The sequence below is a fragment of the Yoonia sp. R2331 genome, assembly GCF_041103235.1.
Classification (GTDB): domain Bacteria; phylum Pseudomonadota; class Alphaproteobacteria; order Rhodobacterales; family Rhodobacteraceae; genus CANMYO01.
In genome coordinates, this window is record NZ_JBGCUN010000001.1 from 2795466 (window position 1) to 2821435 (window position 25970).

Sequence of the window (25970 nt, forward strand, 5' to 3'; positions counted from 1 at the left end):
CGCGCTTGTGTTCAAACGCACCAATCAGGGGCAATTGGGAATGTCGATCGTGCTCATTCTGGGCTCTGGCCCTGCTGTGACGGCTTGCCGTGACTGGCCGCGCGCGCCATTTGACAAGATCGTAGCGATCAACAACGCCTGGGCCGTGCGCCCTGATTGGGACTATCTGATCCACCCCAGCGACTTCCCTGCTGAGCGGCAACCAATTGCCTTGGCGGCGAGTCAACAGATCATCACGGCAGATACTTACGTGCCGATCCAGAACCGTTTTGGCGGCTTTGTCTATGCCGGTGGCACGATGGCCTTTACCGCGGCTTACTGGGCGCTGGGGGCGCTAAAGCCGTCGGTGATCGCGATGCTGGGGTGTGACATGGTCTATCCCGACGCGGACAAGACCCATTTCTACGGTAAAGGCACACCTGATCCCTTGCGCAAGGATGTGACCCTGCGCGACTTATCCGCAAAGTCTGCGCGGCTGATGCACATCGCCGCACAGAATGGCTGCGCCATGGTCAACTTGTCCACCGATGACAGCACCCTGATCTTTCCGCGCCACCAGCCAAATGAGCTGACAAGCGTCGAAGCCGCGCCCTACAACAACGCAGAGACGCGGGCCGCCAAGGCCGCGGAAGAGCGGCTTGGCTATGTCGTGCCATCTGGCAAGTATTGGAAAGAAGAAGACCGCTTTGATGTGGAAGAGATCGACGCGCTTGATGCGCTTTGGCTCAAAGCAGCCCGGCATCCCTGAACAATTGCGTCATATCGGTCGCAGGGCGCGGGCCAACGTGGCCAATCACCTCTGCCGCTGACACAACCCCCATGCGCCCGCAATCCGCAAGCGACCGGCCCGTGACGAACCCGTAAAGGAACCCGGCGGCAAATTGGTCCCCCGCGCCTGTGGCATCCACCGGCACAACTTTTGTGACCGGCACCTCGGCGCGTTCATCACCCGAGATCAGGATCACCGGATCGCCTGAACAGGTGCAAACAACCGTTTCGCAAACCGCTGCGGCTTGTTCCAACGCGGAGGCAAGATCGTCGGTCTCGTAAAGCGTGGTCCATTCCGCGGCATTGCCCAGCACAAAATCCATTTCTTCCGTGATCAGGCGTTTGAAGTCCGCGCGATGCCGGTCTGCGCAGAACGGGTCAGACAAGGTAATCCCAGACTTGCCACCAGCGGCGCGCATCTGCTGCGCGGCGGCGGCAAAGGCTGTCTTCCCTTCGTCCTTGTCGAACAGATATCCCTCCAGGAACAGCACCTTGCTGGCCGCAAAAACATCGGGTGCCACATCTGCACTGCTGATGTCGGCACCGGCGCCCAAATAGGTATTCATCGACCGCTCACCATCGGGCGACACAAAAATCATCGAGCGTGAGGTTGGCGCCTCTGCAGCGGGTGTCGGTGCGTTCGGGAAAGCTGTCCCTGCGTCTTCCATGCCTTTCGCATAAAAGCGGCCAAGTGCATCGTCCTTCACCTTGCCGATAAACGCCGTCGACAGGCCCAATCCGCCAAGCCCCGCAATTGTATTGGCAACCGAACCGCCCGGTGTTTCGGTCCGGTCAGTCATCGCGGCATAAAGCACCTCTGCCCGGTCGCGTTCGATCAGCTGCATGATCCCTTTTTCGATGCCCATATGGTCCAGAAACGTATCCTCGGCAGAGGAAATCACGTCGACAATCGCGTTGCCGATCCCAATCACATCGTAAGCACTCATAGGTTTTTTTCCTCAAAAGGGCAGAGATCGCGGATGATACAGACCGCGCATTTCGGTTTTCTGGCGACGCATGTATAGCGCCCATGCAGGATTAGCCAGTGATGGGCATGCAGCTGAAAATCGGCCGGGATATGGTCCTCAATCGCGCGTTCCACAACATCGACGTTCTTGCCTGGCGCTATGCCCGTGCGGTTGCCGACGCGAAAGATATGCGTGTCCACCGCCTGTGCAGGCTGGCCCCACCACATGTTCAGTACCACATTGGCCGTCTTGCGCCCGACACCGGGCAGTGATTGCAGCGCCGCGCGTGAATTGGGCACGACGCCACCGTAGTCATCGACAAGGATCTGGCTCATCTTCATGACGTTTTTGGCCTTCTGACGGAACAGCCCAATTGTCTTGATGTGCTCGGTCAGCCCATCAAGCCCAAGGTCCAGCATCTTTTGCGGTGTATCGGCCACCTTGAACAAAGCGCGTGTCGCCTTGTTCACGCCCGCATCTGTGGCCTGCGCCGATAGGGCCACGGCCACCACCAGTGTGTAGACGTTCACATGCTCAAGCTCGCCCTTGGGTTCTGGGTCGCTTTCGCGGAAGCGTTCAAAGATCGCGCGGATCGCGTGGTAATCTAGCTGCTTTGCCATGTGGCACGGTATGCGCAATTTCCGGGTCGCCTGCAATGCAGCGCGCCCCTAGGTTAGGGCCATGGAACAAGAACAGTCATATCATTATCAGGTCATGCGGCGCGCGATTGACGCGATTGATGCAGCCGAAGGCACGATCAGCCTGACCGACCTTGCCGCTGACATGCAGATGAGTCCCGCGCACTTTCAACGGGTGTTCACCACATGGGTTGGCGTGTCACCCAAGCGCTATCAGCAATACCTCAAACTCGACCACGCGCGCAGCCTGCTGCGGGACCATTTCACGACGCTGGACACCGCGGCAGAGGTTGGCTTGTCCGGCAGCGGAAGGTTGCATGACCTTTTCCTGCGGTGGGAAGCGATGACACCTGGCGACTACGCCCAAGGCGGTGCTGGCCTGACCATCACCTGGGGCCGGTTTGACAGCCCCTTTGGCCCGGCTTTGGTGATGGGCACTCACAAGGGCATTTGCGGCTTGGGCTTCGCGGCAGAAGCGGGCGAGGTCGCCGCCCTGCAGGACCTGCAAAAGCGCTGGCCCAATGCCACTTTTGTCGAAGACAGCGCACCTTTGGCCCCTTGGGTCGAAGCCGCCTTCAGCATGCGGGGCGAGGCCAAGTTGCATATGATCGGCGCGCCCTTCCAACTCAAGGTGTGGGAGGCGTTGCTGCACATCCCCCCAGGACAGGTCACGACCTATGGCGAAATCGCCAAATCCATCGGCAACCCCAAGGCCGTGCGCGCGGTCGGAACAGCCGTGGGCCGCAACCCGGTGGGATATCTGATCCCCTGCCACCGCGCCTTGCGGAAATCGGGTGCTTTGGGCGGCTATCACTGGGGATTGCCCGTCAAACGCGCCCTATTGGCATGGGAATCCGCGCGCGCCGACGCGGTGGCGTAATTCCATAGCAGCGGGCAAAAATTTGCCCATTGCACCTGCGTTATTGGATATCAGGGACTATTCCGGCATAGGTTGGGCACAACAACCGCGCTGATTTGCGCTTTACGGACGGAAACCTCCCCATGACTTTTTCACGAATGAACCTCGTTCTCGCTGCTGGCTCTTTGGCCTTTGTCACGGCCTGCGCCGGCACAGGTGGCCCAAATGACAATCAAAACGCCCGGTCGGGTGCTGCTGCGGGCGCCGCGCTTGGTGCGCTGGTGGGGGCCGCGACCGGCGACAACAAGGGCGAACGTCGACGCCAAGCCGCTTTGGGCGCGATAGTAGGCGCAGGCATCGGCGCAGGGATCGGCAACGCACTTGACCAACAGGAAGAAGAGCTGCGCCAGCAGTTGGGCAGCAACGTCGGCATCGTCAACAATGGCAACAACCTGACTGTGACATTGCCAGAGGCGATCACCTTCGCCACCAATTCGACGGCCGTGTCGCCGGTTGCGCAGAACAACCTCTTTACACTGGCCAATTCGCTGCAGCGCTACCCGAATTCGACCGTCAACGTGATCGGCCACACCGATAACGTGGGCGAAGCGGCGTTCAACTTTGATCTGTCCCAACGCCGCGCGCAGGCCGTGTCATCGGTGCTGATCAACGCAGGCGTCTCACCATCGCGCATCCGCTCGATCGGGCGCGGCGAAGATGCACCGATCGCCACCAACCTCACCGACGCGGGCCGCGCCGAGAACCGTCGTGTCGAAGTGGTGATCACACCCAACTGATCTGGTCTCATGCAACAACGGGGGTCGCAACGCGGCCCCCTTTATGTTGCGGTGCGCCAAAATTGGTCATATAAAATGACCAATCAACCGGAGCGCGCAATGCCCTTTGAACCCGTCGCACAGCAAAAACTGTCCCATGGTGTAATCCGCCAGATCGAGGAATTGATCCTGCGTGGCATCTTGCGCCCTGGTGAACGCCTGCCATCAGAACGTGAACTGTCCGACCGGATGGGCGTGTCTCGTCCCTCCTTGAGAGAAGCCTTTGCCGACCTGCAAGAGCGGGGGTTGCTGACCTCGAAAGCGGGGGCAGGCGTCTTTGTGGCCGATGTCTTAGGCAGCGCCTTTGCCCCTGCCCTTGTGACCATGTTTGCCACGCACGACTCTGCTGTTTTCGACTACATCAGCTTTCGCCGCGATATGGAGGGTCTCGCCGCAGAGCGCGCCGCGCGCTTTGCCAGCGACACAGATCTGCAAGTGATCGATGCGATCTTTGGCAAGATGGAAACCGCCCACCAAAAGCGAAACCCAGAGGATGAGGCGCAGCTGGACGCCGACTTCCACCTTGCGATCATCGAGGCGAGCCACAACATCGTCATGCTGCACATGATGCGGTCGATGTACCAACTGCTGCGCGAAGGCGTGTTCTACAACCGCTCTGTCATGTTCAAGCAGCGTCTAACCCGCGACCAACTGCTGGACCAGCACCGTGCCATCAACGACGCCCTGCAATCCCGCGATCCAGCCGCCGCGCGGGCCGCCGTGGAAAGCCACCTGACCTTTGTCGAATCCGCGCTTTTCGGTCAGCAAAAAGCCGACAAGAATGAGGTCTACGCCAAGAAACGGTTTGAGATCGAAAACAAGCGCTAGGTTAGCGCTTCGTCACAGAGGCCGAAGGGTGGCGTTACGGACAAGTCCGACTTTCGGATTGCCTACATTGCAGGCGCAGCATCCCTTCGAGGTCGTGTTTGGCACGCTTTTGCTGCGCAAGAAAACTCTTCGAACCGAAAATACGCGGAGGTTGAGGAGGTAAGGCTAAAATTTGCGACCCAATCGAACCCGTTAACAACGGTTGGATCAGGTCGATGAAGAACGCCAGTTTTAAAGTGGGCCAATCTATGGTTCTCGCATCCTGTCAGGTAGAGGCGACATCCGTCGGCGTCGGCTACGGCACGTCTGCCATCGTGACAGACATATCCATCGGTGCGGTAAATCCACCTCGCTTAAGGCGTTGTCCCGCGTACTGCCGACCATGTCGGGCGCCATAACTATTGATGGTGCCCCACTTCAAAGCATCCCAACGAAGCCGCTGGCATTGACACTATCGCTTTTGCCGCACGGGCCTGTTGCGCCAGAAGGGTTGACCGTCCGCGGATTGGTCACCCAAGGGCGGTTTCCATATCAGACGCTATAGCGGCAATGGTCCGCCGTTGATGCAAAGACAGTCGAGGAGGCAATGAAGCCCGCCGATGTAACGGCCTTTGCGGAACTGCCTGTAATGACTTTGCCAGGCGGGCAGCGGCAGCGTTGTTGGATTGCTATGATCCTCGCCCAGGACACCGATATCCTGTTGCTGGATGAACCAACCACGTTCGTTGATCTGAAGGTCCAAATCGACGTCTTGCCCCTGCTGCGATCAATCGCACAGGACAGGGGCCGGACCGTCGTTGTGGTGCTGCACGAGCTTAACGTTGCGTCGATGTTCGCGGATCAGCTTGTGATGTTGCGCGATGGCGCAGTGAAAGCCCACGGACATTCAAACTGTCATACCTGAAAGGGCCGCCGCTTTATGCGACGGCCCCGAATTTTCGACGAAGATCCGTCCCCGTTAGTGGCCGAGGATCTGGCTGAGGAACAGCTGGGTCCGCTCGGATTTGGGGTTGTTGAAGAACTCTTCTGGTTCGTTCTGTTCAACGATCTGGCCCTGATCCATAAAGATCACGCGGTTGGCGACCTGACGGGCAAAGCCCATCTCGTGCGTGACGCAGAGCATGGTCATGCCCTCTTCGGCCAGCTCGATCATCGTATCCAGCACTTCTTTGATCATCTCGGGGTCAAGCGCCGAGGTGGGTTCGTCAAAGAGCATGATGCGCGGACGCATACACAAGCTGCGGGCGATTGCCACACGCTGCTGCTGACCACCGGACAACTGTCCGGGGTACTTGTTCGCCTGATCCGGGATTTTCACCTTTTCAAGGAAATGCATCGCCGTTTCTTCGGCTTCCTTCTTGGGTGTCTTGCGGACCCAGATCGGCGCCAGCGTGCAGTTTTCAAGGATCGTCAGATGCGGGAAAAGGTTGAAGTGCTGAAAGCACATGCCGACCTCTGACCGGATCTTGTCGATGTTCTTGAGGTCCGAGGACAGCAAGGTGCCGTCCACTGTGATCTTGCCCTGCTGGTGTTCTTCCAGCGCGTTGATGCAACGGATCAGTGTGGATTTACCCGACCCCGAAGGGCCACAGATCACGATGCGTTCGCCCCGGTTCACGGTCAGGTTGATGTCACGCAGCACGTGGAACGTACCGTACCACTTGTTCATGTTGTCGATGGTGATGGCGATCTCGTCAGAGACCTGCATTTGAGCGGCTTCAGCCATAGGAGTGTCTCCTTGATTAACGGTGGTCGGTTGCGAGACGACGCTCCAACCATTGTGAGTATTGTGAGATGCCGTAGCAGACGACAAAGAACAGCAGGGCGGCAAAGCCGTAGAGTTCCCAATAGATACCGTTCCATTCGGTCGCCGCAGACAGCGGGCCACGGATCATGCCCACGACGTCGAACATCGAAATGACCGAGACCAGCGTGGTGTCTTTGAACAGACCCACGGCGATGTTCACGATCCCCGGAATGGAAATCTTGAGCGCTTGCGGCAGGATGATCAGACGCATGGCCTGGGCATAGTCCAGACCAAGGCTGTCAGCGGCTTCGTATTGGCCCTTTGGCAGGGCAGCGAGGCCACCCCGGATCACCTCGGCGATATAGGCCGAAGAGAACATGGTGATCATGATCACCACCCGCAGGAACAGGTCTGTCGTGGTCCCCGGAGGGAACAGATACGCCAGCATCACCGACGCCACGAAAAGCAAGGTGATCAGCGGTACACCACGGATGAACTCGATGAAGATCACGCACATCCATTTGATCAACGGCATCGACGACTGGCGGCCCAGCGCCAAGGCAATCCCCAGCGGGATCGACAGCGACACACAGACCACGCCCAGCATCATATTGAGCATAAAGCCACCTAGATCACGGCTAGGCACTGCTTGCAGGGCGGCGGTGTCGTTCGCGCCGTCGGGGATCAGCATGCCGCCGATGACCCAGATCACTACTGCGGCGAGCAGCCCCCCGAAAAAGCCCATGGCAAAGCTGCCCTGTACCAGTTTGCGGTAGACCATCACGCCCCCAACCACGCCCAGAAGGGCCAGGATCGGCACAAGGATCGTTCCGCCCCAGATCAGGTAGTAGGCGATAAACGGAAAGAGTGCTGTGAAGATCAGCATCTTGCGTGGCAGGTCAAAGAACATAACCGGTGCTGCTGCAACAAACAGCAGAACGAACGCCAGTGTTGGCCGCCAGTATTGATCCGACGGGTAGACAAAGCCGAACATCAGTTGGTTCCAACGTTCTGTCAGGACAGAGAAACAGGCCCCCGTCGCGCCATCCAGAACTTCACGGCATTCCGAAAGGCTGCTGGTTGTCCAGACGCCTCCCAGAATCCACGGCAAGGCCTTGCTGAGGATCGCGTAGATGACCGCGATTGCGAGCAAGGTCAGGATCGCATTGGGGACGGTCGAAAACAGATTCTCGCGCATCCACTTGACGATGCCACGCTCTGCCGCTGGCGGATCAAGTTCCGGCAGGGTTTCGGTGCGCACGTAAGAAACGGCATTGGTTTGCGTATCAGCCATCCTAGCGCTCCTTCAACTTTACGGCGTTGTTGTAGATGTTCATGAACGTCGAGATCAGCAGGCTGATCGTGAGATAGAAGAGCATCAGCAACAGCACGCATTCGATCGCGCGACCGGTCTGGTTCAGCGTGATGCCGCCCAGAGTCGCAGTGATGTCAGCGTACCCCACGGCAATCGCGAGGGACGAGTTTTTGGTGATATTGAGGTACTGCGAGATCAGCGGCGGGATGATCACCCGCAGCGCCTGTGGCAGCACCACCAGCGACATGATCCGGCCCGGACGCAAGCCCAGCGCGCCAGCCGCTTCGGTCTGGCCTTTGGACACGGCCTGAATACCCGCACGCACGTTTTCAGCGATGAAAGCGCCGGTGTAGATCGACAGCGCGAACCAAAGGGCGATCAACGGACCGCCGACCTTGATGCCGCCAGCAAAGTTAAAGCCCTTGAGTTCGGGGATTTCCCACTTGAGGCCCAGTGCAAAGAGCACAACGATCACAGGCAGGAACCAGATCGCAAGGTTTGTCCACAGCGTGTTGGGGCGAATGCCGGTCGCCTCTTGCGTGGCATTGGCGCGGGCGGTGACGGCGCGTGTGGCAAAGAAGGATGCGACCAGAACACCGATCACAATCAACCAATTGATGCCGCCGTTGCCTTCGGCACCAAGCCCACGAGTAAAGTAGGGCCCGGGCGTATAGACACCGCGATTGGTAAAGGCAAAAAGGTCGAACAACATGCGCGCTTCGGGCTCATCACCGCGGAATGACCGCGGCCCAGGGAGCACGGCAATCATGATCGTGAAGATAATCAGGATCCAGATCAGCACCGGGATGTTGCGGAAGATCTCAACATAAAAGGACATCAGCTTGCGCACGAGCCAGTTGTTGGACAGCCGCAACACACCGGCGAGAACGCCGAACACGGTTGCTGTCACACAGGCCAGAAACGCCACCAGCAATGTATTGAGGATGCCAACCATCGCCGCACGTGCGTTGGAGGATTGGCTATCATACTCGATCAGGCGCTGGTTGATGTCATAACCGGCAGGAGAGCCGAGAAAATCATAAGAAATGTTCAACCCGGCCGCGGCCAGATTGGTACTGACATTGAGATAAAAGAAGCCAAGGCAGCAAGCAAGAACGATGGCTGCGACGGCTTGGAATGTGTATGAACGATACCGCGTATCGTTGATGAGCATCGAAAGGCGGAATGACCCCTGTGGTGGGTCTGTGATCGCACTCATAATGTTTTCCCCACTGGTCCGATCACATCAGCGGCTCGTTGGATGGCCGTCTGTAGGTTGATCGGGAATTCTGTTGGCTTGTGGTAAAAGGGCGCGGCCATTGCCGCGCCCTTTCGTGTGTTTCCGGTCTTAGCGGAAAGGAGGCGAGTAGATCAGCCCGCCTTCGGTCCACATGGCGTTCAGGCCACGTGCCAGACCAATCGGTGTGTTCTCACCGATGTTCTTTTCAAACAGCTCACCGTAGTTGCCGCCAGCCTTGATGGCCATCATGGCCCAGTTAGCGTCCAGACCCAGCATCGCGCCCAGTTCACCATCGGTGCCCAGCAAGCGGTTGATTTCCGGGTTGTTGGTTGGTGCAGCTGCCAGTTCTTCGATGTTGGCAGATGTCACGCCCAGCTCTTCTGCTGTGATCAGCGCGTTCAGTGTCCAGCGCACCACATCACCCCAGTCGTTGTCGCCGTGGCGGACCAGTGGGCCCAGCGGCTCTTTGGAGATGATTTCAGGCAGCAGAATGTGATCGCCGGGGTTTTCGAACGTAGCACGTGTCGCAGCCAGACCGGATGCGTCAGTGGTGTAAACGTCGCAAGCACCGGCAAGGTACTGCTGCTGACCTTCTGCGTTGGTTTCAATCGGCACAGGCTCATAAGAGATGTTGTTGGACCGGAAGAAGTCGGCCAGGTTCAGCTCTGTTGTGGTGCCGGTCTGCACACAGACGGTCGCGCCATCGAGATCTTTGGCCGATGACACACCCAGTGCTTTGGGTGCAATGAAGCCCTGACCGTCGTAGTAGTTGATGCCGACGAATTCGAACTTCAGGTCGACGTCACGGCTGAATGTCCATGTGGTGTTACGGGCCAGCATGTCGATTTCACCCGAAGCAAGCGCTGTAAAGCGGGTCTTGCCGGTGGTCGGGATGAATTCAACAGCATTCTGGTCACCCAGAACAGCAGCGGCAACAGCACGGCAAACGCCGACGTCAAAGCCTTCCCAGACGCCATTCGCGTCAGGGGCGGCAAAGCCCACCAGACCGGTGGTCACGCCACAGTTCAATGTGCCACGTGCCTTCACGTCATCGAGCGTGCCGGCAGCGGCAGCACCTGCGGACAGACCAGCAACAGCCAGCGCGCCGAAGAATACGGTTTTTTTCATTTTTACCTCTTCCTGAGTTTCTGCCCCGGGCGGGGACAGTGGTATGTCGCCCTTTGCGGGCAAACGTTGCGAAAGGGGAGAGTGATCCCCAGTGGATACAGAGTGAAGGAAAGTTCGACCCAAGGTCAAGGGCACGACTGGATCAAACCGGACCTAATCGTGCAGAAAACGCAGGATTTTTCACGATTGTTCAACGACAGGGCGAGCCGCCCTTACGTCAAGCACAATTGAAAGAATCGCGCACCAGCCAGAAAAGCCTGACATTTGCGTGCCGCGTGGGCTGATGCCTCTTCGTCCTCGCCCCATTGTGATATCTGCCAAAGCTCGTCCACGCGGCTGAGGTCCCATGCCTCTTGCGGTGAAAGCTTGTCCGCCGTGACCGCAAGCGACAGCACCAGTGAGCCCGAAATCGTGACCAATTCGTGGAATCCAGCAAGCTGGAAGGCATCCATCTGCGCCACAGCGTCGCGCAGGCGGGCAATGGCAGCGGCAGGTTGGTCCACCGGCATCACGCCCTGCGTTGTGACCAGCGTCGCGTCAAGCGCGTTGGCCGCCCAGGCCAGCCAAGGGTCCCAAGCAGCCTTTTGCTGGTCGATCAGCGCCTCTGGTCCGGTGGCGCGATAGCAAATTAGATCGCTTTTACCGTAGCCCGACAGTTCATCAATCACCGCGTCTTTCTGCGACATCACCTTTTCGATCGCCGAATTGGCGGCACGGGTCACCGGCATGGTGTTGGGATCAATTTTGCCGGTTTGTGCGTCCCATTCCGCGGCAATTGCGGAGGCCATGTCATGTGTCGGCACGATCAGCGCGGACTTGCCCGGTGTGCGCAAAGGCCGCGCATCCAGATGCACGGTGAACCCGCCATCAGCGGGCGCAACGCTGGCGGCGTCCCAGAATCGTTTGGCGGCCCAATCGCTCATATCAACTCATCCACGGTTTTTGTCAGGTCGGCGAAATCATCAATCAAGCGATCGGCGTCAAGGGTGCCCGCGTCATGGTAGCCCCAGGTCACGCCGATGGTCTTGACCCCGGCGGCCCGGCCCATGTCCATGTCATAGCTGGTGTCGCCCACCATGACGGTCTGGGCGGCCGCAACGCCCGCGTCCGCCATCGCCGCCTGGATCATCGAAGGGTGCGGTTTGGAGGGGTGAAAATCAGCCGTTTGCTCGCTGATGAAATAGCCCTGCAGGGCATGGCCTTCGATCAGCTTGTCCAGCCCGCGCTTGGATTTTCCGGTGGCTACGGCCAGCAGCGTCCAGTCTTGCGCGCGCAGGTTATCCAGTGCCGCGCGCGCGCCGGGAAAGAAGGGCGACGTCGCATTGCTGCCGCAGGTTTCGCGGATGTGGAAATAGGCGTCGCGGTAGCCCTGGATCAGGCCCTTGTGCTGATCGGGCGTCAGGTCCGGCGACAGGCGGGGGAAGATCAGGTCAAGCGACATGCCCACAAAGGACAGCGCATGGGTCCGGTCGGGCACCGGCAGCCCCTGCCCTTCGTAAGCAAATGCGAAGGCGGCAAAGATCATGTCCTGGCTATCGACCAGCGTGCCGTCGACATCAAATATGACCAGACGCAGGTCGGTCATTCGGGCATGTTGAAGGGGTCAACCGGCGCGTGGCTGACGTGCCAGCCGACATAGTCCCAGGTGTGGGTCATGTGGTCCGGCAAGGGGGCTGTCAGATGCAGGGTCGCCCCGGTGGCGGGGTGTTCGATTGTCAGGGACCGCGCGTGCAGGTGCATCTTGCGCCCGATTTCTTCACCCATGCCCGCGCCCCAGCCATCGCCCAGGTTTTCCTGGCTCGACCCGCCGTATTTGCCATCGCCGATGATCGGGTGCCCGATCTCGGCCATATGGGCGCGCAGCTGATGGGTGCGGCCGGTGATCGGCACAAGTGCGACCCAGGCGGCGCGGTTGGCCAGCTTGTCCATCACCGCGTAATCTGTGGTGGCGCGCTTGGCCCCTTCGGTGCTGTCGACGTCGCGCGGATGCACGCAGCGCATTTTCTCATTCTCTCCACCGCGCCCGTGGCCCGGTGCCTTTACCAGTCCGTATTTGATCGTGCCCGCGCGCGGATGCGGCACACCGGCGATGGCCGCCCAATAGATCTTGCGCGTCGCGTGATGCTTGAGGTTCTCGGTCAACTGCTTGGCCATCAGGCGCGTGCGCGCCAGCAGCAGCACGCCAGAGGTATCTTTATCTAGCCGGTGCACCAAACGGGGCTTTTCTTCCATGCCAAATGTCAGCGCCTCGGCCATACCATCCACGTGGCGTGTGGTCTTGGAGCCGCCTTGCGTCGCAAGACCGGGGGGCTTGTTGATCGCGATGATATGCTCATCGCGGTAAATCACGCAGGACTGGATCAGCTTGGCGTCTGCTTTGGTCACGCCGTGCTTTTGCAAGGCACGCGCGGCCTCTACCTCTGCTTCGGACGGCAGCGGTGGGATGCGGATCGTCTGGCCCGTTTCAAGCCGGGTGTTGGTCTTGACCCGGCCGCCGTCAACGCGCAGCTCGCCCTTACGGCACATCTTTTCGATGCGCCCCTGCGTGAGATGCGGAAACAGCCGCCGCAGGTAACGGTCCACCCGCTGGTCGCCATCGTCAGGGCCAATGACCCGTGTCTGCACGCCGCTCATGCCCAGAGCCCCCTTGCGATCATTACGCCTGCCATCAGGCCGAGGAGGGACAGCAGGACCGAAGAGGCGACATAGACCCCGGCGGCCCCGATTTGCCCTTTTTCAAACAGCGTGAACGCCTCGAGCGAGAAGGCCGAAAAGGTCGTGAACCCGCCCAACAGCCCGGTCATCACGAAGGGATTCAGGTGCCCCATGCCGCGTTGGAACGACCAGACCACAAACAGCCCCATCAAAAACGAGCCCACAACATTGACCGAAATGATTGCGACCGGAAACCCGAAACCCACCGGCAAGGCGCGCAATATCCACATCCCGCACAAAAAGCGCAGGCTGGCCCCGATCGCGCCACCAATGGCCACTTGTCCCAATGTCATCAACATGGCGCATCCCTTGGCCCGCTGTGGCGGGGATGTCAATTCTTGGCGGCGTTGCGCTTGTCACGTAACCCGTTGAAATAATCGACGCGCTTCTTCAGATCCCGTTCAAACCCACGATCCACCGGCTGATAATATGTGTCGCGGTCCATCCCGTCGGGAAAATAGTTCTGGCCGGAAAATCCGTCTTCGGCGTCGTGATCATAGGCATAGCCCGCACCATAGCCCTGATCCTTCATCAATGATGTGGCGGCGTTCAGGATATGTTTGGGCGGCGGTTCGGACCCGGTGCTGGTGGCGGCAATCATCGCAGCCTTGTAGGCCACGTAGCCTGCGTTGGATTTCGGCGCGAGTGCCAGATAGGTCACGGCCTGTGCCAGCGCCAATTCGCCTTCGGGGCTGCCAAGCCGTTCGTAGGTTTCCCAGGCGTCCAGACAGACGCGGTGCGCCTGTGGATCAGCGAGGCCGATATCCTCGACCGCCATGCGCGTGATCCGGCGTGCCAGATAGCGCGGGTCTTCGCCGCCTTTGAGCATCCGAGCATACCAGTAAAGCGCGGCATCCGGGTCAGAGCCGCGGACCGATTTGTGCAGGGCCGAAATCAGGTTGTAGTGCTCGTCACCGGATTTGTCGTATTTCGTCGCCCGTTTCATCAACCGGGTGGTCAGCGTCTCGGTGGTCAGCACCTTGTCGTCGGTCCAGGCGGTGACCTGTTCGATCAGATTCAAGAGCGCCCGTCCGTCGCCATCGGCCATCTCGATCAGGGCCGTGCGCGCGGCATCATCCAACGGCAGGGCGCGATCCAGCTCTGCCTCAGCCCGTTGCGCAAGCCGTTCCAGATCGGCGGAATTCAGCCGATTAAGCACCAGAACCTGCGCCCGTGACAGGACGGCGGCGTTCAATTCAAAGCTTGGGTTCTCTGTTGTGGCCCCAACCAAGAGAATCGTTCCGTCTTCCATATGGGGCAGGAACCCGTCTTGCTGGGCTTTGTTAAAGCGGTGAATTTCATCGACAAACAGCAAGGTGCCCTTGCCATTGCCGCGCCGCATGCGGGCCGCTTCAAAGACTTTGCGCAGATCGGGGACGCCTGTGAAGATCGCGCTGATCTGGACGAAATGCAGATCCGTCTCAGAAGCGAGAAGTCGCGCAATCGTCGTCTTGCCGACGCCGGGCGGCCCCCACAGGATAAGTGAGGACAACGACCCGGCGGCCAGCATTGCGCCAAGCGGCGCCTCTGGGCCAAGCACCTGTTCTTGCCCGATGACATCCGCCAACCTTGCAGGCCGTAAGCGGTCGGCCAGCGGTCGCGGACCGCTGGGTGGTGTCGTGGACGGTGCAGCATCGAACAGATCGGCCATAGCCGGGTTCTATGCTGCCAGCAGGAGCTTGGCAAAGCATCAGTGCAACTGGGTCGAAAAGTCGATCCAGACAGCCTGATAATCAATGCCACCCATGTTCATGTTGCGCCCGGCAGCCTTCATTTCAAGCTGGCAACGCGCGCTCCAACGGCTCCAGTTCGAGGGCAGCAGCGCGAGCAGACGCCCGATCCCTTCTTCCCGGCTGGTCCGCAGCATCTGATGCACGAGGCGCAGATGCACCTTGCGTCTGATGCTGGTCGGGATATCGTTGGCAACGAACCCCCGGGTGACTTCCCAGGTGGCTTCGTCGACAGGCGCGTCATCATACAGAAGGTCGGTGGGGATCGAGTCGAGTAACCCGTTCTGTGCGTCCTTGATCATGTAGCTGTAGATTCCGCATTGCGCCGTCGTCGGCGTCAGGCGGACCCCGGCAAGAACACGGCCCGTGTCATCATGTACGGCTAGCCAGCGGGATTGTGGCGTGTCGTACTGGTCGTATTCCATCCCCATAGTTTGGGGCAAATCCCATTTGTTCTTGACGATAAAGGACTCGCGGCGTGCGCGAAGTACATTTGCAAACAACTCGCCATGGTTGTGGATGTTCGCAAAAGAGAGTGTGGTGGCCTGCATAGGGCTTCTCCGGTTGAGTAGTTAACGTCCTTCTAGGGTTAAACTAACCGGTTTAAATAAGGAATGGTTTCAAAGCAGGCGGTAGTCGCGCGCCCGCTGAATCGCCTCTGCCGTGGTGCGTGCCAGCAGGCTGTTGCGCGCCGCAGAAAGCCTTGCCTTTAGGGCACTTTCCGAGATCCCCAGTTTAGCTGCCGCAGCGGCATGTCGGTCGCCATCGGCAATCAGACGCAGTGCCGCCACCTGCGCATCAGTCAGCGACTTGGGCGGTTCCGTTGCAACATGCAGTTGCTGGATGATCTTGTTGAACTCGATCATCTCATCGTCATTAAATTCACGGTCCGGGCGCGACGCTGACGCGATCGACCGCGAGTTGATCGGGCCGGTCGAAACCGCAAAGCCGTAGTTCATATCAAACTGTTTCGCCTGCCCCAGGATATCAAACGGATCCGGGATGCCGATTTCAGACCAGCGCGTCATGCCTTCCTGGCTGAAGCCCCAGGCGATAATCGGGTCACGCAGAGCGAAGGCCTGTTCGGTGTAAAGATTGGTCCATCCTTCGGGGTAGGTCTGGTGGTGCAAAAGCGGCAACGCAAAGCGAATGTGCAATGCAAAGAAAAACCCATCCGGGGCGCAGTAGGACAGTTTGCGCGTGTGAAATTCTATAACAGACTGAATGGACATATCTTTTTAGACAAGTTGCCTGTGAAGCCGTCAACCGTAAATTGCGCCAATCAGCAAGGAGCCGCGACATGGCGGAACAGGACATTTGGCAACGATTGCAGCAACTGACAAAAGGTCAGTTGAGAGCGTTGCGGTCGTTCCTGTTTCCACCGCAGAAGACACCAAAAAAGTCAATAAAACCAAAAGATCAGGACCCGCTGGACCAAAAAGACCCCGATTAGCAGAAATCGCATCTGCAAACAAAAAGGCCCTGTCAGTGACAGGGCCTTTTGTCATTCTTCAAAAGCCGCGGTGAGATTACTCTTCCGCTGCGTCAACTTCGGCCAGACGAGCCTTATCAGCGGCGCCTTTGGCATCAATGTCGCGATCCACGAATTCGATGATCGCCATCGGGGCCATGTCACCATAGCGGAAGCCCGCCTTCAGAACGCGGACATAACCGCCCTGACGATCCTTGTAGCGCGGACCAAGGACGTCGAACAACTTCGCGACATACTGGTCCTGCTTGAGGCGGGACGCGGCCTGACGGCGGGCGTGCAGATCGCCGCGCTTGCCAAGTGTCACCAGCTTTTCGATGACGCGCTTGAGTTCTTTTGCCTTGGGCAAAGTTGTCTTGATCTGCTCATGTTCAATGAGCGAGCCTGCCATGTTCGCAAACAGCGCCTTACGGTGCTCATGTGTGCGGTTGAGGCGGCGGTAACCACGTGCGTGACGCATATCAAAGTCTCCATTACGTTTTATATGTGGGATGACGCTGCGGTGACGCCAACTCCGTTGTTGGGGCGGGATTGCCCGGGTGAAGGAGCCAAATCCTTCGAAGGATTTGGACCAGACTTTTTCAAAAAGTCTGGCCCACTGTCTTAGAACTGGTCTTCGAATTTCTTGGCCAGATCTTCGATGTTGTCTGGCGGCCAATCTTCGACATCCATGCCAAGGTGCAGACCCATGCCGGACAGCACTTCCTTGATTTCGTTCAAGGATTTGCGGCCAAAGTTCGGCGTGCGCAGCATTTCGGCTTCGGTCTTCTGGATCAGATCGCCAATATATACGATATTGTCGTTCTTCAGGCAGTTTGCGGACCGCACGGACAGCTCCAGCTCATCAACCTTCTTCAGCAGAAGCGGGTTGAATTCGAGGCCATCGTCGTCGGACCCCTGGCTGGCGCTTTCGGGCTCATCAAAGTTGACGAAGATCGACAGCTGGTCCTGCAGGATCCGCGCGGCATAGGCCACCGCATCATCCGGCGTGATCGAGCCATCGGTTTCGACCTTCATGGTCAACTTGTCATAGTCGAGCACCTGACCTTCACGGGTCGGCTGCACGTCATAGCTGACTTTCTTGATGGGCGAGTAGATCGCGTCGATCGACATCATGCCGATGGGCGCGTCTTCCGGCTTGTTCTTGTCGGCAGACACATAGCCCTTCCCGGTGTTGACGGTCAGTTCCATGTAAAGGTCAGCGCCATCGTCGAGGTGGCAGATCACGTGATCCTTGTTCAGGATCTCGATGCCAGCCGTCTCGGAGATGTCACCAGCGGTCACAACGCCCGGGCCATTGGCCTGAACGCTCAGCCGCTTGGGGCCTTCGACTTCCATCCGGATCGCCACACCTTTGAGGTTCAGCACGATGTCGGTGACGTCTTCACGCACACCGGCCACGGATGAAAACTCATGCAGCACGTTGTCGATCTGCACCGCGGTGATCGCGGCACCTTGCAGCGACGACATCAGGATACGGCGCAGCGCGTTGCCCATCGTCAGACCAAAGCCGCGCTCCAGCGGTTCGGCAATGACGGTGGCCTGACGTGCAGGATCGTTACCCGGTTTGATTTCAAGCTGTGTTGGCTTGATCAGTTCAGCCCAGTTCTTGTGGATCATATGTCCCTCCATTCCTGTCTGCCTTCATGTCCAAAAAGGCAAACGCCCGAGGTTAAAATGACGGATTGGGGCCGTGGCAAAACCACAGGCCCCAAGGCGTTGGGGTGATTAGACGCGGCGACGCTTTGGCGGGCGGCAACCGTTGTGGGCCATTGGGGTCACATCACGGATCGAGGTGATGTTGAAACCAACTGCCGCAAGCGCGCGCAGCGCACTTTCACGACCGGAACCGGGGCCCTGCACTTCGACTTCCAGCGTCTTGACGCCGTGCTCTTGTGCTTTCTTGCCCGCATCCTCTGCAGCCATCTGGGCGGCATAAGGTGTGGATTTCCGAGAGCCCTTGAAGCCCATGGTGCCAGCAGACGACCATGAAATGGCGTTGCCCTGCACGTCAGAGATCAGGATTTTAGTGTTGTTGAAGCTGGAGTTTACGTGTGCAACTCCGGCTGCAATGTTCTTGGAGACCTTACGCTTGCCCCCACGGCGAGTATCACGTGCCATTGGTGCGTCTCCTTATTTCTTCTTACCGGCAATGGCCTTTGCAGGGCCTTTGCGGGTGCGTGCGTTGGTGTGCGTGCGCTGACCGCGGACGGGCAGGTTACGACGGTGGCGCAGGCCACGGTAGCAGCCCAGGTCCATCAGACGCTTGATGTTCATCTGAGTATCGCGGCGCAGGTCGCCTTCGACGGTCAGGTTTTCATCAATGTATTCACGGATCTTCAGAACTTCGGCGTCAGACAGATCGTTGACGCGGCGGGCAAATTCGATGCCCGTGTCGTTGCAGATTTTCTCGGCCGTGGTCTGGCCAATACCGGTGATGTAGGTGAGGGCGATTGGAACCCGCTTTGCAGTCGGGATGTTTACGCCGGCAATACGTGCCACGTGTGCAATTCCTTTTCGTTGCGGGTCCGTCATTCCAGACCCTTTTTTCACAACGGAAGCCCGGGCTATGAAAGGCGCCGGGCTGCGTCATATTTAGGTGTTCAAATGGGGCGCGACCCCATGCGATTCCCTTGCGGGATGGCGCTATTTATGGCGGGGTGAGCACAGGGTCAACCCCCAACCAAATCAGCCCGCTATTTCAAGACATCACGGATAGATGCGGCCACGTCATCCATGCTAGCCAGACCGTCCACAGATACCAAATCACCTTTAGCGTGGTAGTAGCCGATCAGCGGCGAGGTCTGTTTGTAGTAGGCCAAAAGCCGGACTTTCAGGCTTTCTTCATTGTCGTCAGCACGGACGGGCTGACCCGCAGCAGCGGCTTCTTTTGCGCGGCCGACGATACGGTCAACAAGCACATCATCGTTGACTTGCAGTTCGACTACGCGATCCAGCGGCTGATCCAGCTCTTTGAGCAAGGCACCCAGTGCGTCGGCCTGGGCCAGAGTCCGGGGGAAGCCGTCAAAGATAAAGCCGCCAGAGCCGCCGCCATCCACGGCATCGCCCTCAAGCTGTTCGCGGATCAGGCCGATCACGATCTCATCGGTGACAAGATCACCGCGGTCCATCACCTCGGCCACACGTCTGCCCATCTCAGTGCCAGAGGTGCGTGCCGCGCGCAGCATATCACCAGTGGACAGTTGCACCATGCCACGTTCTTCGACCAAACGCTGTGCTTGCGTGCCTTTGCCAGCGCCCGGAGGCCCCAAAAGTATAATGTTCATCGGCGTGCAGGCCCTTTCTTTTTGGCACCCGAACCGCGCTTGCCGCGCAGCTGAGATTTCTCAATCAGCCCTTCGTATTGATGGGCGAGCAGATGTGACTGGATTTGTTGGATCGTGTCCATCCCCACACTCACAATAATCAGAACCGAGGTACCGCCAAAATAGAAAGGAATAGATAATTGCGCCCGGAGGATTTCCGGCAGCAGCGCAACAAGCGCCAGATAGCCAGAGCCTAGAACAAGGACGCGGGTCACAACGTAGTCAAGATATTCTGCCGTCTTCTTGCCCGGACGGATGCCGGGGATAAAGCCGTTCTGGTTCTTGAGGTTGTCGGCCACGTCATCAACCTTGAACGCTACTTCCTTGGTATAGAAATAGGTAAAGAAGATGATCATCGCCGAGAAGAAGATCAGATAAGCAGGCTGACCGGGGCCAAAGTAGGCCAGAATGGTCGACATCACCGGGCTATTGGAACCGCCGCTGAACGTGCTGATCGTGGTTGGCAGCAGCAACAGGGCAGAGGCAAAGATCGCCGGGATCACGCCTGCAGGGTTCACCTTGATCGGCAGGTGGCTGGTTGATCCGTCGTAAACCTTCATCCCGCGCTGCTGGCGCGGATACTGGATGTGGATCTTGCGCAGTGACCGTTCCATGAAGACCACAAAGGTCAGGGTCGCAATGACCATCAGGATCACACCCACAATCACCGCCGGGCTGATCGCGCCGGACTGACCCTGGGACAGGAATTGTGCAAGCGCCGCAGGGATTTCCGCGATAATGCCCACAAAGATAATCAGCGAAATCCCGTTGCCGATGCCGCGGGCGGTGATCTGCTCACCCAGCCACATCAGGAACATGGTGCCGCCGACGATGGTAATGACGCAGGAGGCCGTAAAGAAGAGGCCCGGATCAGAGGCCAAACCGCCCGCTTCCAATGACTTGGCAAGGCCGTAAGCCTGTGCTGTCGCCAGCACCACGGTGCCATAGCGGGTATATTGGTTCAGCTTGCGGCGGCCTTGTTCGCCCTCTTTTTTCAGCTGCTTGAGTGGTTCCCACATGGAGCCAAGCAACTGCACGATAATCGAGGCCGAGATATAGGGCATGATGCCAAGGGCAAAGATGCCCATACGGCTAAGCGCACCCCCGGTGAACATCGACAGGATGCCGCCGATCCCCGCGGCGGCGTCTTCCATAAACGCCCGCAACTCAACACCGTCAATGCCCGGAACGGGAATATAGGTGCCCAAGCGATAGACGATCAGAAGGCCGAGTGTGAACCAGATGCGCTGACGCAGTTCGGTGGCTTTACCGAAAGCGCCCCAGCTCATGTTGGCGGCCATTTGTTCTGCTGCGGATGCCATGTGTGCCCCTTGTCAGGAAAACACCGCGCCACGGTTTCCCGGGCGCGGCGTTTGGGAAATCAGATGCTTATGTAAGCGACCGCATGGCCGCTCACAAGGCGTTACTCAGCCGCTGCCGGGGTTGTGACGGTCAGTGAGCCGCCAGCCTTTTCCACGGCGGCCACGGCCCCCTTGGAGGCACCGGTCACGCTGATGGTGGCCTTGGCAGTGAATTCGCCCTTGGCCAGAACGCGGATACCGTCCTTCTTGCGCCGCACCAGACCGCTTTCGACCAGCACATCTTCGGTGATGTCTTTCTTAGCGTCGATCTTTTTGGCGTCGATGAACTTCTGGATCAGGCCCAGGTTCACAACGGCGTAAGTTTTTGAATTGATGTTGTTAAATCCGCGCTTCGGCAGGCGCTGGTACAGCGGCATCTGGCCGCCTTCATAACCCTTGATCGCCACGCCCGAACGGGATTTCTGACCTTTGATACCGCGGCCACCCATTTTACCTTTGCCCGAACCCGGACCACGGCCAATGCGTTTCTTGGACTTGGTTGCGCCATCGTTGTCGCGCAGTTCATTCAGTTTCATGTCGCTTCTCCTTTTGCCGGAAGACCCCGTCCAGCGACGGAAATGGGGCACACGGCGTTACAAATGAGTCGGAAATCAAAGCCCGACTGCGCGCGTATAGCGGTGGCAAGGGACCGGATCAAGAGCCGCGATGGAATTGTTTGAGGCGTACAGAACGTGAGTCTTCCTGAGGTCAGCCGAATGCGTGTGATACCCGTCGCAGCGGGCCTTTTCACGGAAATTGGCGCTGGCTCGGTTCGAGAATTTGTTGACTCGTTAAATTTGCGATCTCTACAGTTCGTGAGCTTGGGTTTTGTTGGTGTGAGGTTTTGGTTTGAGACTAAAGGAATTGAGTTTTCGTCTGCTGAACGGCGTCGTCATGGCCCTTCACCGCGCGGTACTGCGGGCCTATGGATCGAACACCCATTACAGCAACAGCAAATCCGGCAGTGCCGCCGCTTTTGAAGGCGCGCTGTTCCACTATAACGCCCGCAAGTTCGGCGCGACCGGCAATTTAGACGTGACCGAAGAAAACGAGAACGCAACGCGTAACGCCTTGTTTCAAATGATGAAATCGGGTGACGTCTTTTATGACATCGGCGCGCATGGGGGTGTCTTCACGATCACCGCGCAACGGCGTGTCGCGGGATTGAAGGTCTATTCGTTTGAGCCGCAACCGAAGGAGCTTTTGCTGAATCTTGCGCTGAATAACTTGGCGCAAGACCGTGTTTTTCAGGTTGCCGTTGGTGATCAAGCCGGAACCGTGCGGATGACGTCGGACAAACGATCCTCAAACCATCTGAGCGAAAGCGGCGATCTGGAGGTCGAATGTGTCCGCCTCGATGACTTTCGCGCGGCCAAAGACTTGCCACCGCCGACCTGGATCAAAATTGATATCGAAGGGATGGAGCTGCCTGCGTTCAAAGGTTTCGCAAAGACACTGGCAGAGGCGCAGCCGGTCATCATCTGCGAAATCAACCATGTTTTCAATCGCTTCGGCGCCAGCCTGCCTGATCTGATCGGCTTTTTCAAAGCGCTGGACTACATCGTGTTGGCCAATACCGCAGAGGGTTTCACGCCCGCAAATATGGCTGCGACCGAGCTTGATGATCTGGGACGGTCTGCAGATGAGAATTTCTGGTTCGTACCAAACAAGGACCGGTCGAAGTTTCTGAATCCGGCGCAGTCATGACCCTGAAAATCAGTTACCGCCGTTAAGAAAATCGCACATGGGCGATGCACACCCTATGCACAAACCATACACATCGCGGCTGACCCAAGGGCCATCAGACGTGGTGAATGCGGCGGGCGGGGCGTTAACGCGGTCGTTTGTTAACGGCAATGAAAGATGTGCAGTTTGCACAGGCTATTTTGCGCCCGAGAGGTCATCCAAATCGCAGCGCAGCCGGAATCCGGCGGCGCGCAGGGTGTCTACGATTTTGCGGACGTGGTGGGCGTCGCGCGCCTCAATGACGACATCGAGTTCGGCTTGTTTGAGGCTGACGGATTGCATCATGCGCTGGTGAATGACCTCGATCACGTTGGCGCCCGCCTCGCCGATGATGCGGCTGATGTTGGAGAGCTGGCCGGGCGTGTCGTCGATTTCAAACGTCAGGCGAGTGATGCGGCCGTCGCGCATCAGCCCGCGCAGGATCAGCGTCGACAACAACCTGCTGTCGATATTGCCGCCGCAGATCACCAGCCCGACCTTTTTGCCTTTGAAGTCGCTCAGGTGCTGTTTGATCACAGCAAGGCCCGCGCCGGGGGCACCTTCGACGACGAGCTTCTCGTTTGAGAGCAAATCAAAGACCGCGTCTTCGATGGCGGGTTCATCGACGGAATAGACGTGGTCGACGTGATCGCGGATCAGCGCCACATTGGCATCCGAGGGGGTGCGCACGGCGATACCTTCGGCCAGTGTCGCGCCGCCAAAATTCGTGGGGCTGCCGTCGACCTGTGATTTCACGGCATCAAACAGATGTGCTTGCGCGCCGATCACGGTGACATCGGGTTTCAGCCCCTTGGCCGCGACGGCCATGCCCGCGATCAACCCGCCGCCGCCGATGGGAACAACGATCACGTCGAGGTCGGCGACCTGTGTCAGCATTTCAAGTGCGACGGTCCCCTGCCCTGCGGCCACAACGGGATCATCAAAGGGATGCACGAAGGTCAGCCCGTCCTGCGCGGCGAGGTCATTGGTGAAGGAGACGCTGTCGTCAAAACCCGCCCCATGCAGGATGACCCGCGCGCCCAGTTCTTCGGTGCGCTGGACTTTGTTGAAGGGGGTGCCTTCGGGCATGACGATGGTCGCGGCGATGCCAAGGCGCTGCGCGTGATAGGCGAGGCCCTGGGCGTGGTTGCCAGCCGAACAGGCAATGACGCCTGCGGCTTTTTGCACGTCAGTCAGGGTCAGCAGTTTTGCCAGCGCGCCACGGGCCTTAAAGGCGTTGGTGTGCTGGAGGTTTTCCAGTTTCAGATAGAGGTCGATGCCAAGATGCAGCGACAGGCGGTTGGCGCGCACGGTGGGGGTCAGGATCGTGGCGTCGCGGATCGCGTCATGGGTGGTTTGGATATCGGCAAGTGTCAGCGACATGGGCGCACCCCTTTGGAAACGAAAAACCCCGGACCGATGGCCCGGGGTTCCTAAAAGTCATAACCGCCCGGCAGTTAGCCTTTCTCTTCGATGATCTCGACGAGGTGGGGAATCTTGTTGACCATGCCGCGCACGGAAGGGGTATCTTCCAGCTCGCGGGTGCGGTTCATCTTGTTCAGGCCCAGACCAATGAGGGTCTGGCGCTGCTTTTCGGGGCGACGGATCGGAGAGCCGATCTGTTTGACGACGATTGTTTTAGCCATATCGCGGTCTCCTTATGCGTCTGCTGCTTCAGCGGCTTCGGCGGCAGGCGCCTCGTCACGCTTGGGCAGGATGTCAGCCACTTTCTTGCCACGACGCTGGGCGACGTTGCGCGGCGACTGCTCTTTCTGCAGGCCGTTGATGGTGGCGCGGATCATGTTGTAGGGGTTGGCAGAGCCGACGGACTTGGACACGACGTCCTGCACACCCAGCATTTCGAATACGGCACGCATCGGACCACCGGCGATGATCCCGGTACCAACAGGCGCTTGGCGCATTACGACTTTACCAGCGCCGTGGCGGCCTTCGATGTCGTGGTGCAGTGTGCGGCCATCTTTCAGGGCGACGCGGATCATCTGACGCTTGGCTTGTTCAGTGGCCTTGCGGATCGCCTCTGGCACCTCTTTGGCTTTACCCTTGCCAAAGCCGACGCGGCCTTTTTGGTCACCCACAACGACGAGGGCTGCAAAACCGAAGTTCTTACCACCTTTGGTCGTCTTGGAGACCCGGTTGATCGCGACCAGACGGTCGGCAAACTCGGGTGCTTGTTCTTCGCGGTTGCGGCCGCGGCCGCGGTTTTCACGTTCTGCCATGTGTCTGGCGTCCTTTGTATCGTGGGCGTTGCCGCCCGGTTGTCCAACCGCAGTGACGCATCAGCGCCCCCGGTCATCGAGAGTCGGGGTAAACCCCGACCTACGGGTGATTGGGAGGGCGGGAGCAACCCCCGCCACACCTTTAGATTTTCAAGCCACCTTCACGGGCCGCATCGGCCAAGGCCTTGATCTTGCCGTGAAACAGGAAACCACCACGGTCGAAATAAGCAACTTCGACGCCGGCCTTCTTGGCGCGTTCTGCGATTGCAGCACCCACCTTGGCAGCGGCTTCGACGTTGTTCTTGCCGACCACGCCCAGATCCTTTTCGAGCGAGGAAGCGGACGCCAGTGTGACGCCATTCACATCGTCGATCAGCTGGACGCTGATGTTCTTGTTGGAGCGGTGCACGGACAGACGGGGGCGACCCACGTTTGCCGTAACCTTCCGCAGCTTGTTCCGAACGCGCAAGCGGCGCTTCAGAAACAGTTGTCTCTTTGAATTTGCCATTTTTTGCGTCCTTACTTCTTCTTGCCTTCTTTGCGGAAGACATACTCGTCCTTGTACTTGATACCCTTGCCTTTATATGGCTCGGGCTTGCGCCATTCGCGGATGTTTGCCGCGACCTGACCCACAAGCTGCTGGTCGATACCTTCCACAGAGATTTCAGTTGGCTTGTCGGCCTTGACCGTCACGCCTGCTGGCACCTCAAAGTTGACGTCGTGGCTGTAGCCCAGCGACAGCTTCAGGGTGTTGCCCTGCATCTGTGCCCGGTAACCCACGCCGCTGATCTCAAGCTCTTTCTTGAAGCCGTTGGTCACGCCTTCAACGCAGTTTGCGACCTGCGTGCGGGACATGCCCCACTGCTGGCGTGCGCGCTTGGATTTGCCACGGGGATCGATGGATACGGCGTTGCCGTCCACGGTCAGCGTGACATCATCAGTGGCTGTGAAGCTGCGGACGCCCTTGGGGCCTTTCACTTCGATGGTCTGGCCGGAGACTTTCGCCTCTACTCCTGCGGGGAGTTCGACCGGTTTTTTACCAATACGAGACATTGTGGTC

At 58.6% G+C, this 25970-nt stretch carries 31 protein-coding genes and 3 pseudogenes; 9 read left to right on the plus strand and 25 right to left on the minus strand.

The window, feature by feature from the left end:
• The first annotated feature begins 40 nt into the window (after positions 1-40).
• A complete protein-coding gene (locus AB3Y40_RS14380; RefSeq protein ID WP_369439660.1) occupies positions 41-748 on the plus strand; it encodes a hypothetical protein in 708 nt (235 codons plus the stop codon).
• On the opposite strand, the gene AB3Y40_RS14385 is transcribed toward AB3Y40_RS14380, so the two are convergent.
• Complete coding sequence (locus tag AB3Y40_RS14385; RefSeq protein WP_369439475.1) at positions 726-1715, minus strand: adenosine kinase; 990 nt, start codon at positions 1713-1715, stop codon at positions 726-728. The genes AB3Y40_RS14380 and AB3Y40_RS14385 overlap by 23 nt on opposite strands.
• Positions 1712-2356, minus strand: coding sequence for an endonuclease III (gene nth / locus AB3Y40_RS14390; protein ID WP_369439476.1), 645 nt, complete (start codon positions 2354-2356; stop codon positions 1712-1714). The genes AB3Y40_RS14385 and nth overlap by 4 nt, the downstream gene beginning before the upstream one ends.
• Positions 2357-2417: 61 nt before the next feature.
• Between nth and AB3Y40_RS14395 the strand changes: the two genes are divergently transcribed.
• From AB3Y40_RS14395 to AB3Y40_RS14420, 6 genes and pseudogenes are all read left to right on the plus strand, one after another.
• On the plus strand, positions 2418-3254 hold the full coding sequence (locus AB3Y40_RS14395) for a methylated-DNA--[protein]-cysteine S-methyltransferase (protein WP_369439477.1): 837 nt from the start codon (positions 2418-2420) through the stop codon (positions 3252-3254).
• Between the two features lie 122 nt (positions 3255-3376).
• A complete protein-coding gene (locus AB3Y40_RS14400; protein WP_369439478.1) occupies positions 3377-4030 on the plus strand; it encodes an OmpA family protein in 654 nt (217 codons plus the stop codon).
• A 99-nt stretch (positions 4031-4129) separates the two neighbouring features.
• Positions 4130-4339, plus strand: a pseudogene (locus AB3Y40_RS14405) (FadR/GntR family transcriptional regulator); the annotation flags it as partial.
• 105 nt (positions 4340-4444) lie between these two features.
• Positions 4445-4897, plus strand: a pseudogene (locus AB3Y40_RS14410) (FadR/GntR family transcriptional regulator); the annotation flags it as partial.
• 586 nt (positions 4898-5483) lie between these two features.
• A pseudogene (locus AB3Y40_RS14415) lies at positions 5484-5558 on the plus strand (hypothetical protein); the annotation flags it as partial.
• Between the two features lie 9 nt (positions 5559-5567).
• Positions 5568-5801, plus strand: a complete 234-nt coding sequence (locus AB3Y40_RS14420; protein ID WP_369439665.1) for an ATP-binding cassette domain-containing protein — start codon at positions 5568-5570, stop codon at positions 5799-5801.
• A 54-nt stretch (positions 5802-5855) separates the two neighbouring features.
• On the opposite strand, the gene AB3Y40_RS14425 is transcribed toward AB3Y40_RS14420, so the two are convergent.
• From AB3Y40_RS14425 to AB3Y40_RS14475, 11 genes are all read right to left on the minus strand, one after another.
• Positions 5856-6623, minus strand: coding sequence for an amino acid ABC transporter ATP-binding protein (locus AB3Y40_RS14425; RefSeq protein WP_369439479.1), 768 nt, complete (start codon positions 6621-6623; stop codon positions 5856-5858).
• 16 nt (positions 6624-6639) lie between these two features.
• Positions 6640-7938, minus strand: a complete 1299-nt coding sequence (locus AB3Y40_RS14430; RefSeq protein ID WP_369439480.1) for an amino acid ABC transporter permease — start codon at positions 7936-7938, stop codon at positions 6640-6642.
• A 1-nt stretch (position 7939) separates the two neighbouring features.
• Positions 7940-9178 carry an amino acid ABC transporter permease gene (locus AB3Y40_RS14435; protein ID WP_369439481.1) on the minus strand — a complete coding sequence of 413 codons (1239 nt, stop codon included), beginning with the start codon at positions 9176-9178 and terminating at the stop codon, positions 7940-7942.
• Between the two features lie 129 nt (positions 9179-9307).
• Positions 9308-10327 carry an amino acid ABC transporter substrate-binding protein gene (locus AB3Y40_RS14440; protein WP_369439482.1) on the minus strand — a complete coding sequence of 340 codons (1020 nt, stop codon included), beginning with the start codon at positions 10325-10327 and terminating at the stop codon, positions 9308-9310.
• Positions 10328-10539: 212 nt separating this feature from the next.
• Positions 10540-11250: an ATP12 family chaperone protein gene (locus AB3Y40_RS14445; protein ID WP_369439483.1), complete on the minus strand. Its 711-nt coding sequence runs from the start codon at positions 11248-11250 to the stop codon at positions 10540-10542.
• Positions 11247-11912 carry an HAD-IA family hydrolase gene (locus AB3Y40_RS14450; protein ID WP_369439484.1) on the minus strand — a complete coding sequence of 222 codons (666 nt, stop codon included), beginning with the start codon at positions 11910-11912 and terminating at the stop codon, positions 11247-11249. Before AB3Y40_RS14450 ends, AB3Y40_RS14445 begins: the two co-directional genes overlap by 4 nt.
• On the minus strand, positions 11909-12961 hold the full coding sequence (locus AB3Y40_RS14455) for an RluA family pseudouridine synthase (RefSeq protein ID WP_369439485.1): 1053 nt from the start codon (positions 12959-12961) through the stop codon (positions 11909-11911). Before AB3Y40_RS14455 ends, AB3Y40_RS14450 begins: the two co-directional genes overlap by 4 nt.
• Positions 12958-13341, minus strand: a complete 384-nt coding sequence (gene crcB / locus AB3Y40_RS14460; protein ID WP_369439486.1) for a fluoride efflux transporter CrcB — start codon at positions 13339-13341, stop codon at positions 12958-12960. Before crcB ends, AB3Y40_RS14455 begins: the two co-directional genes overlap by 4 nt.
• A gap of 32 nt (positions 13342-13373) precedes the next feature.
• Positions 13374-14693, minus strand: coding sequence for a replication-associated recombination protein A (locus AB3Y40_RS14465; protein WP_369439487.1), 1320 nt, complete (start codon positions 14691-14693; stop codon positions 13374-13376).
• A 39-nt stretch (positions 14694-14732) separates the two neighbouring features.
• Positions 14733-15323 carry an acyl-homoserine-lactone synthase gene (locus AB3Y40_RS14470; RefSeq protein ID WP_369439488.1) on the minus strand — a complete coding sequence of 197 codons (591 nt, stop codon included), beginning with the start codon at positions 15321-15323 and terminating at the stop codon, positions 14733-14735.
• Between the two features lie 69 nt (positions 15324-15392).
• Positions 15393-16004 (minus strand): autoinducer binding domain-containing protein, encoded by a 612-nt coding sequence (locus tag AB3Y40_RS14475; RefSeq protein WP_369439489.1) that lies wholly within the window; start codon positions 16002-16004, stop codon positions 15393-15395.
• 68 nt (positions 16005-16072) lie between these two features.
• Here AB3Y40_RS14475 and AB3Y40_RS14480 point away from each other — a divergent pair, with 68 nt between their 5' ends.
• The gene (locus tag AB3Y40_RS14480; protein ID WP_369439490.1) at positions 16073-16225 is read left to right on the plus strand and encodes a hypothetical protein; all 153 of its coding nucleotides are present in this window, start codon (positions 16073-16075) and stop codon (positions 16223-16225) included.
• 76 nt (positions 16226-16301) lie between these two features.
• On the opposite strand, the gene rplQ is transcribed toward AB3Y40_RS14480, so the two are convergent.
• From rplQ to rplO, 7 genes are all read right to left on the minus strand, one after another.
• Entirely contained in the window at positions 16302-16721 is a 420-nt protein-coding gene (rplQ, locus tag AB3Y40_RS14485; RefSeq protein ID WP_369439491.1) for a 50S ribosomal protein L17, read from the minus strand.
• A gap of 143 nt (positions 16722-16864) precedes the next feature.
• Positions 16865-17881, minus strand: coding sequence for a DNA-directed RNA polymerase subunit alpha (locus AB3Y40_RS14490; RefSeq protein ID WP_369439492.1), 1017 nt, complete (start codon positions 17879-17881; stop codon positions 16865-16867).
• A 108-nt stretch (positions 17882-17989) separates the two neighbouring features.
• Positions 17990-18382, minus strand: a complete 393-nt coding sequence (gene rpsK / locus AB3Y40_RS14495) for a 30S ribosomal protein S11 (protein WP_072902733.1) — start codon at positions 18380-18382, stop codon at positions 17990-17992.
• Between the two features lie 12 nt (positions 18383-18394).
• Positions 18395-18763 carry a 30S ribosomal protein S13 gene (gene rpsM, locus AB3Y40_RS14500; protein ID WP_369439661.1) on the minus strand — a complete coding sequence of 123 codons (369 nt, stop codon included), beginning with the start codon at positions 18761-18763 and terminating at the stop codon, positions 18395-18397.
• Between the two features lie 194 nt (positions 18764-18957).
• Positions 18958-19548 carry an adenylate kinase gene (locus tag AB3Y40_RS14505; RefSeq protein ID WP_369439493.1) on the minus strand — a complete coding sequence of 197 codons (591 nt, stop codon included), beginning with the start codon at positions 19546-19548 and terminating at the stop codon, positions 18958-18960.
• On the minus strand, positions 19545-20909 hold the full coding sequence (gene secY / locus AB3Y40_RS14510) for a preprotein translocase subunit SecY (RefSeq protein ID WP_369439494.1): 1365 nt from the start codon (positions 20907-20909) through the stop codon (positions 19545-19547). The genes AB3Y40_RS14505 and secY overlap by 4 nt, the downstream gene beginning before the upstream one ends.
• A gap of 101 nt (positions 20910-21010) precedes the next feature.
• Positions 21011-21484 carry a 50S ribosomal protein L15 gene (gene rplO, locus AB3Y40_RS14515; RefSeq protein WP_369439495.1) on the minus strand — a complete coding sequence of 158 codons (474 nt, stop codon included), beginning with the start codon at positions 21482-21484 and terminating at the stop codon, positions 21011-21013.
• A 358-nt stretch (positions 21485-21842) separates the two neighbouring features.
• On the opposite strand from rplO, the gene AB3Y40_RS14520 reads away from it, so the two are divergent.
• Positions 21843-22655, plus strand: a complete 813-nt coding sequence (locus tag AB3Y40_RS14520) for an FkbM family methyltransferase (RefSeq protein ID WP_369439496.1) — start codon at positions 21843-21845, stop codon at positions 22653-22655.
• A gap of 174 nt (positions 22656-22829) precedes the next feature.
• On the opposite strand, the gene AB3Y40_RS14525 is transcribed toward AB3Y40_RS14520, so the two are convergent.
• From AB3Y40_RS14525 to rplF, 5 genes are all read right to left on the minus strand, one after another.
• The gene (locus AB3Y40_RS14525; RefSeq protein WP_369439497.1) at positions 22830-24056 is read right to left on the minus strand and encodes a threonine ammonia-lyase; all 1227 of its coding nucleotides are present in this window, start codon (positions 24054-24056) and stop codon (positions 22830-22832) included.
• 74 nt (positions 24057-24130) lie between these two features.
• Positions 24131-24319 carry a 50S ribosomal protein L30 gene (gene rpmD, locus AB3Y40_RS14530; RefSeq protein ID WP_369439498.1) on the minus strand — a complete coding sequence of 63 codons (189 nt, stop codon included), beginning with the start codon at positions 24317-24319 and terminating at the stop codon, positions 24131-24133.
• A 12-nt stretch (positions 24320-24331) separates the two neighbouring features.
• On the minus strand, positions 24332-24910 hold the full coding sequence (rpsE, locus tag AB3Y40_RS14535; RefSeq protein WP_369439499.1) for a 30S ribosomal protein S5: 579 nt from the start codon (positions 24908-24910) through the stop codon (positions 24332-24334).
• Between the two features lie 142 nt (positions 24911-25052).
• Entirely contained in the window at positions 25053-25418 is a 366-nt protein-coding gene (gene rplR, locus AB3Y40_RS14540) for a 50S ribosomal protein L18 (RefSeq protein ID WP_369439500.1), read from the minus strand.
• Between the two features lie 11 nt (positions 25419-25429).
• On the minus strand, positions 25430-25963 hold the full coding sequence (gene rplF, locus AB3Y40_RS14545; RefSeq protein ID WP_369439501.1) for a 50S ribosomal protein L6: 534 nt from the start codon (positions 25961-25963) through the stop codon (positions 25430-25432).
• Positions 25964-25970: the final 7 nt, after the last annotated feature.

Bases quoted from the DNA above. Each gene is read 5' to 3' on its own strand.
- AB3Y40_RS14380 (WP_369439660.1), top strand. From the start codon at position 41: ATGTCGATCGTGCTCATTCTGGGCTCTGGCCCTGCTGTGACGGCTTGC.
- AB3Y40_RS14385 (WP_369439475.1), bottom strand. From the start codon at position 1,715: ATGAGTGCTTACGATGTGATTGGGATCGGCAACGCGATTGTCGACGTG.
- nth (WP_369439476.1), bottom strand. From the start codon at position 2,356: ATGGCAAAGCAGCTAGATTACCACGCGATCCGCGCGATCTTTGAACGC.
- AB3Y40_RS14395 (WP_369439477.1), top strand. From the start codon at position 2,418: ATGGAACAAGAACAGTCATATCATTATCAGGTCATGCGGCGCGCGATT.
- AB3Y40_RS14400 (WP_369439478.1), top strand. From the start codon at position 3,377: ATGACTTTTTCACGAATGAACCTCGTTCTCGCTGCTGGCTCTTTGGCC.
- AB3Y40_RS14420 (WP_369439665.1), top strand. From the start codon at position 5,568: ATGATCCTCGCCCAGGACACCGATATCCTGTTGCTGGATGAACCAACC.
- AB3Y40_RS14425 (WP_369439479.1), bottom strand. From the start codon at position 6,623: ATGGCTGAAGCCGCTCAAATGCAGGTCTCTGACGAGATCGCCATCACC.
- AB3Y40_RS14430 (WP_369439480.1), bottom strand. From the start codon at position 7,938: ATGGCTGATACGCAAACCAATGCCGTTTCTTACGTGCGCACCGAAACC.
- AB3Y40_RS14435 (WP_369439481.1), bottom strand. From the start codon at position 9,178: ATGAGTGCGATCACAGACCCACCACAGGGGTCATTCCGCCTTTCGATG.
- AB3Y40_RS14440 (WP_369439482.1), bottom strand. From the start codon at position 10,327: ATGAAAAAAACCGTATTCTTCGGCGCGCTGGCTGTTGCTGGTCTGTCC.
- AB3Y40_RS14445 (WP_369439483.1), bottom strand. From the start codon at position 11,250: ATGAGCGATTGGGCCGCCAAACGATTCTGGGACGCCGCCAGCGTTGCG.
- AB3Y40_RS14450 (WP_369439484.1), bottom strand. From the start codon at position 11,912: ATGACCGACCTGCGTCTGGTCATATTTGATGTCGACGGCACGCTGGTC.
- AB3Y40_RS14455 (WP_369439485.1), bottom strand. From the start codon at position 12,961: ATGAGCGGCGTGCAGACACGGGTCATTGGCCCTGACGATGGCGACCAG.
- crcB (WP_369439486.1), bottom strand. From the start codon at position 13,341: ATGTTGATGACATTGGGACAAGTGGCCATTGGTGGCGCGATCGGGGCC.
- AB3Y40_RS14465 (WP_369439487.1), bottom strand. From the start codon at position 14,693: ATGGCCGATCTGTTCGATGCTGCACCGTCCACGACACCACCCAGCGGT.
- AB3Y40_RS14470 (WP_369439488.1), bottom strand. From the start codon at position 15,323: ATGCAGGCCACCACACTCTCTTTTGCGAACATCCACAACCATGGCGAG.
- AB3Y40_RS14475 (WP_369439489.1), bottom strand. From the start codon at position 16,004: ATGTCCATTCAGTCTGTTATAGAATTTCACACGCGCAAACTGTCCTAC.
- AB3Y40_RS14480 (WP_369439490.1), top strand. From the start codon at position 16,073: ATGGCGGAACAGGACATTTGGCAACGATTGCAGCAACTGACAAAAGGT.
- rplQ (WP_369439491.1), bottom strand. From the start codon at position 16,721: ATGCGTCACGCACGTGGTTACCGCCGCCTCAACCGCACACATGAGCAC.
- AB3Y40_RS14490 (WP_369439492.1), bottom strand. From the start codon at position 17,881: ATGATCCACAAGAACTGGGCTGAACTGATCAAGCCAACACAGCTTGAA.
- rpsK (WP_072902733.1), bottom strand. From the start codon at position 18,382: ATGGCACGTGATACTCGCCGTGGGGGCAAGCGTAAGGTCTCCAAGAAC.
- AB3Y40_RS14505 (WP_369439493.1), bottom strand. From the start codon at position 19,548: ATGAACATTATACTTTTGGGGCCTCCGGGCGCTGGCAAAGGCACGCAA.
- secY (WP_369439494.1), bottom strand. From the start codon at position 20,909: ATGGCATCCGCAGCAGAACAAATGGCCGCCAACATGAGCTGGGGCGCT.
- rplO (WP_369439495.1), bottom strand. From the start codon at position 21,484: ATGAAACTGAATGAACTGCGCGACAACGATGGCGCAACCAAGTCCAAG.
- AB3Y40_RS14520 (WP_369439496.1), top strand. From the start codon at position 21,843: ATGGCCCTTCACCGCGCGGTACTGCGGGCCTATGGATCGAACACCCAT.
- AB3Y40_RS14525 (WP_369439497.1), bottom strand. From the start codon at position 24,056: ATGTCGCTGACACTTGCCGATATCCAAACCACCCATGACGCGATCCGC.
- rpmD (WP_369439498.1), bottom strand. From the start codon at position 24,319: ATGGCTAAAACAATCGTCGTCAAACAGATCGGCTCTCCGATCCGTCGC.
- rpsE (WP_369439499.1), bottom strand. From the start codon at position 24,910: ATGGCAGAACGTGAAAACCGCGGCCGCGGCCGCAACCGCGAAGAACAA.
- rplR (WP_369439500.1), bottom strand. From the start codon at position 25,418: ATGGCAAATTCAAAGAGACAACTGTTTCTGAAGCGCCGCTTGCGCGTT.
- rplF (WP_369439501.1), bottom strand. From the start codon at position 25,963: ATGTCTCGTATTGGTAAAAAACCGGTCGAACTCCCCGCAGGAGTAGAG.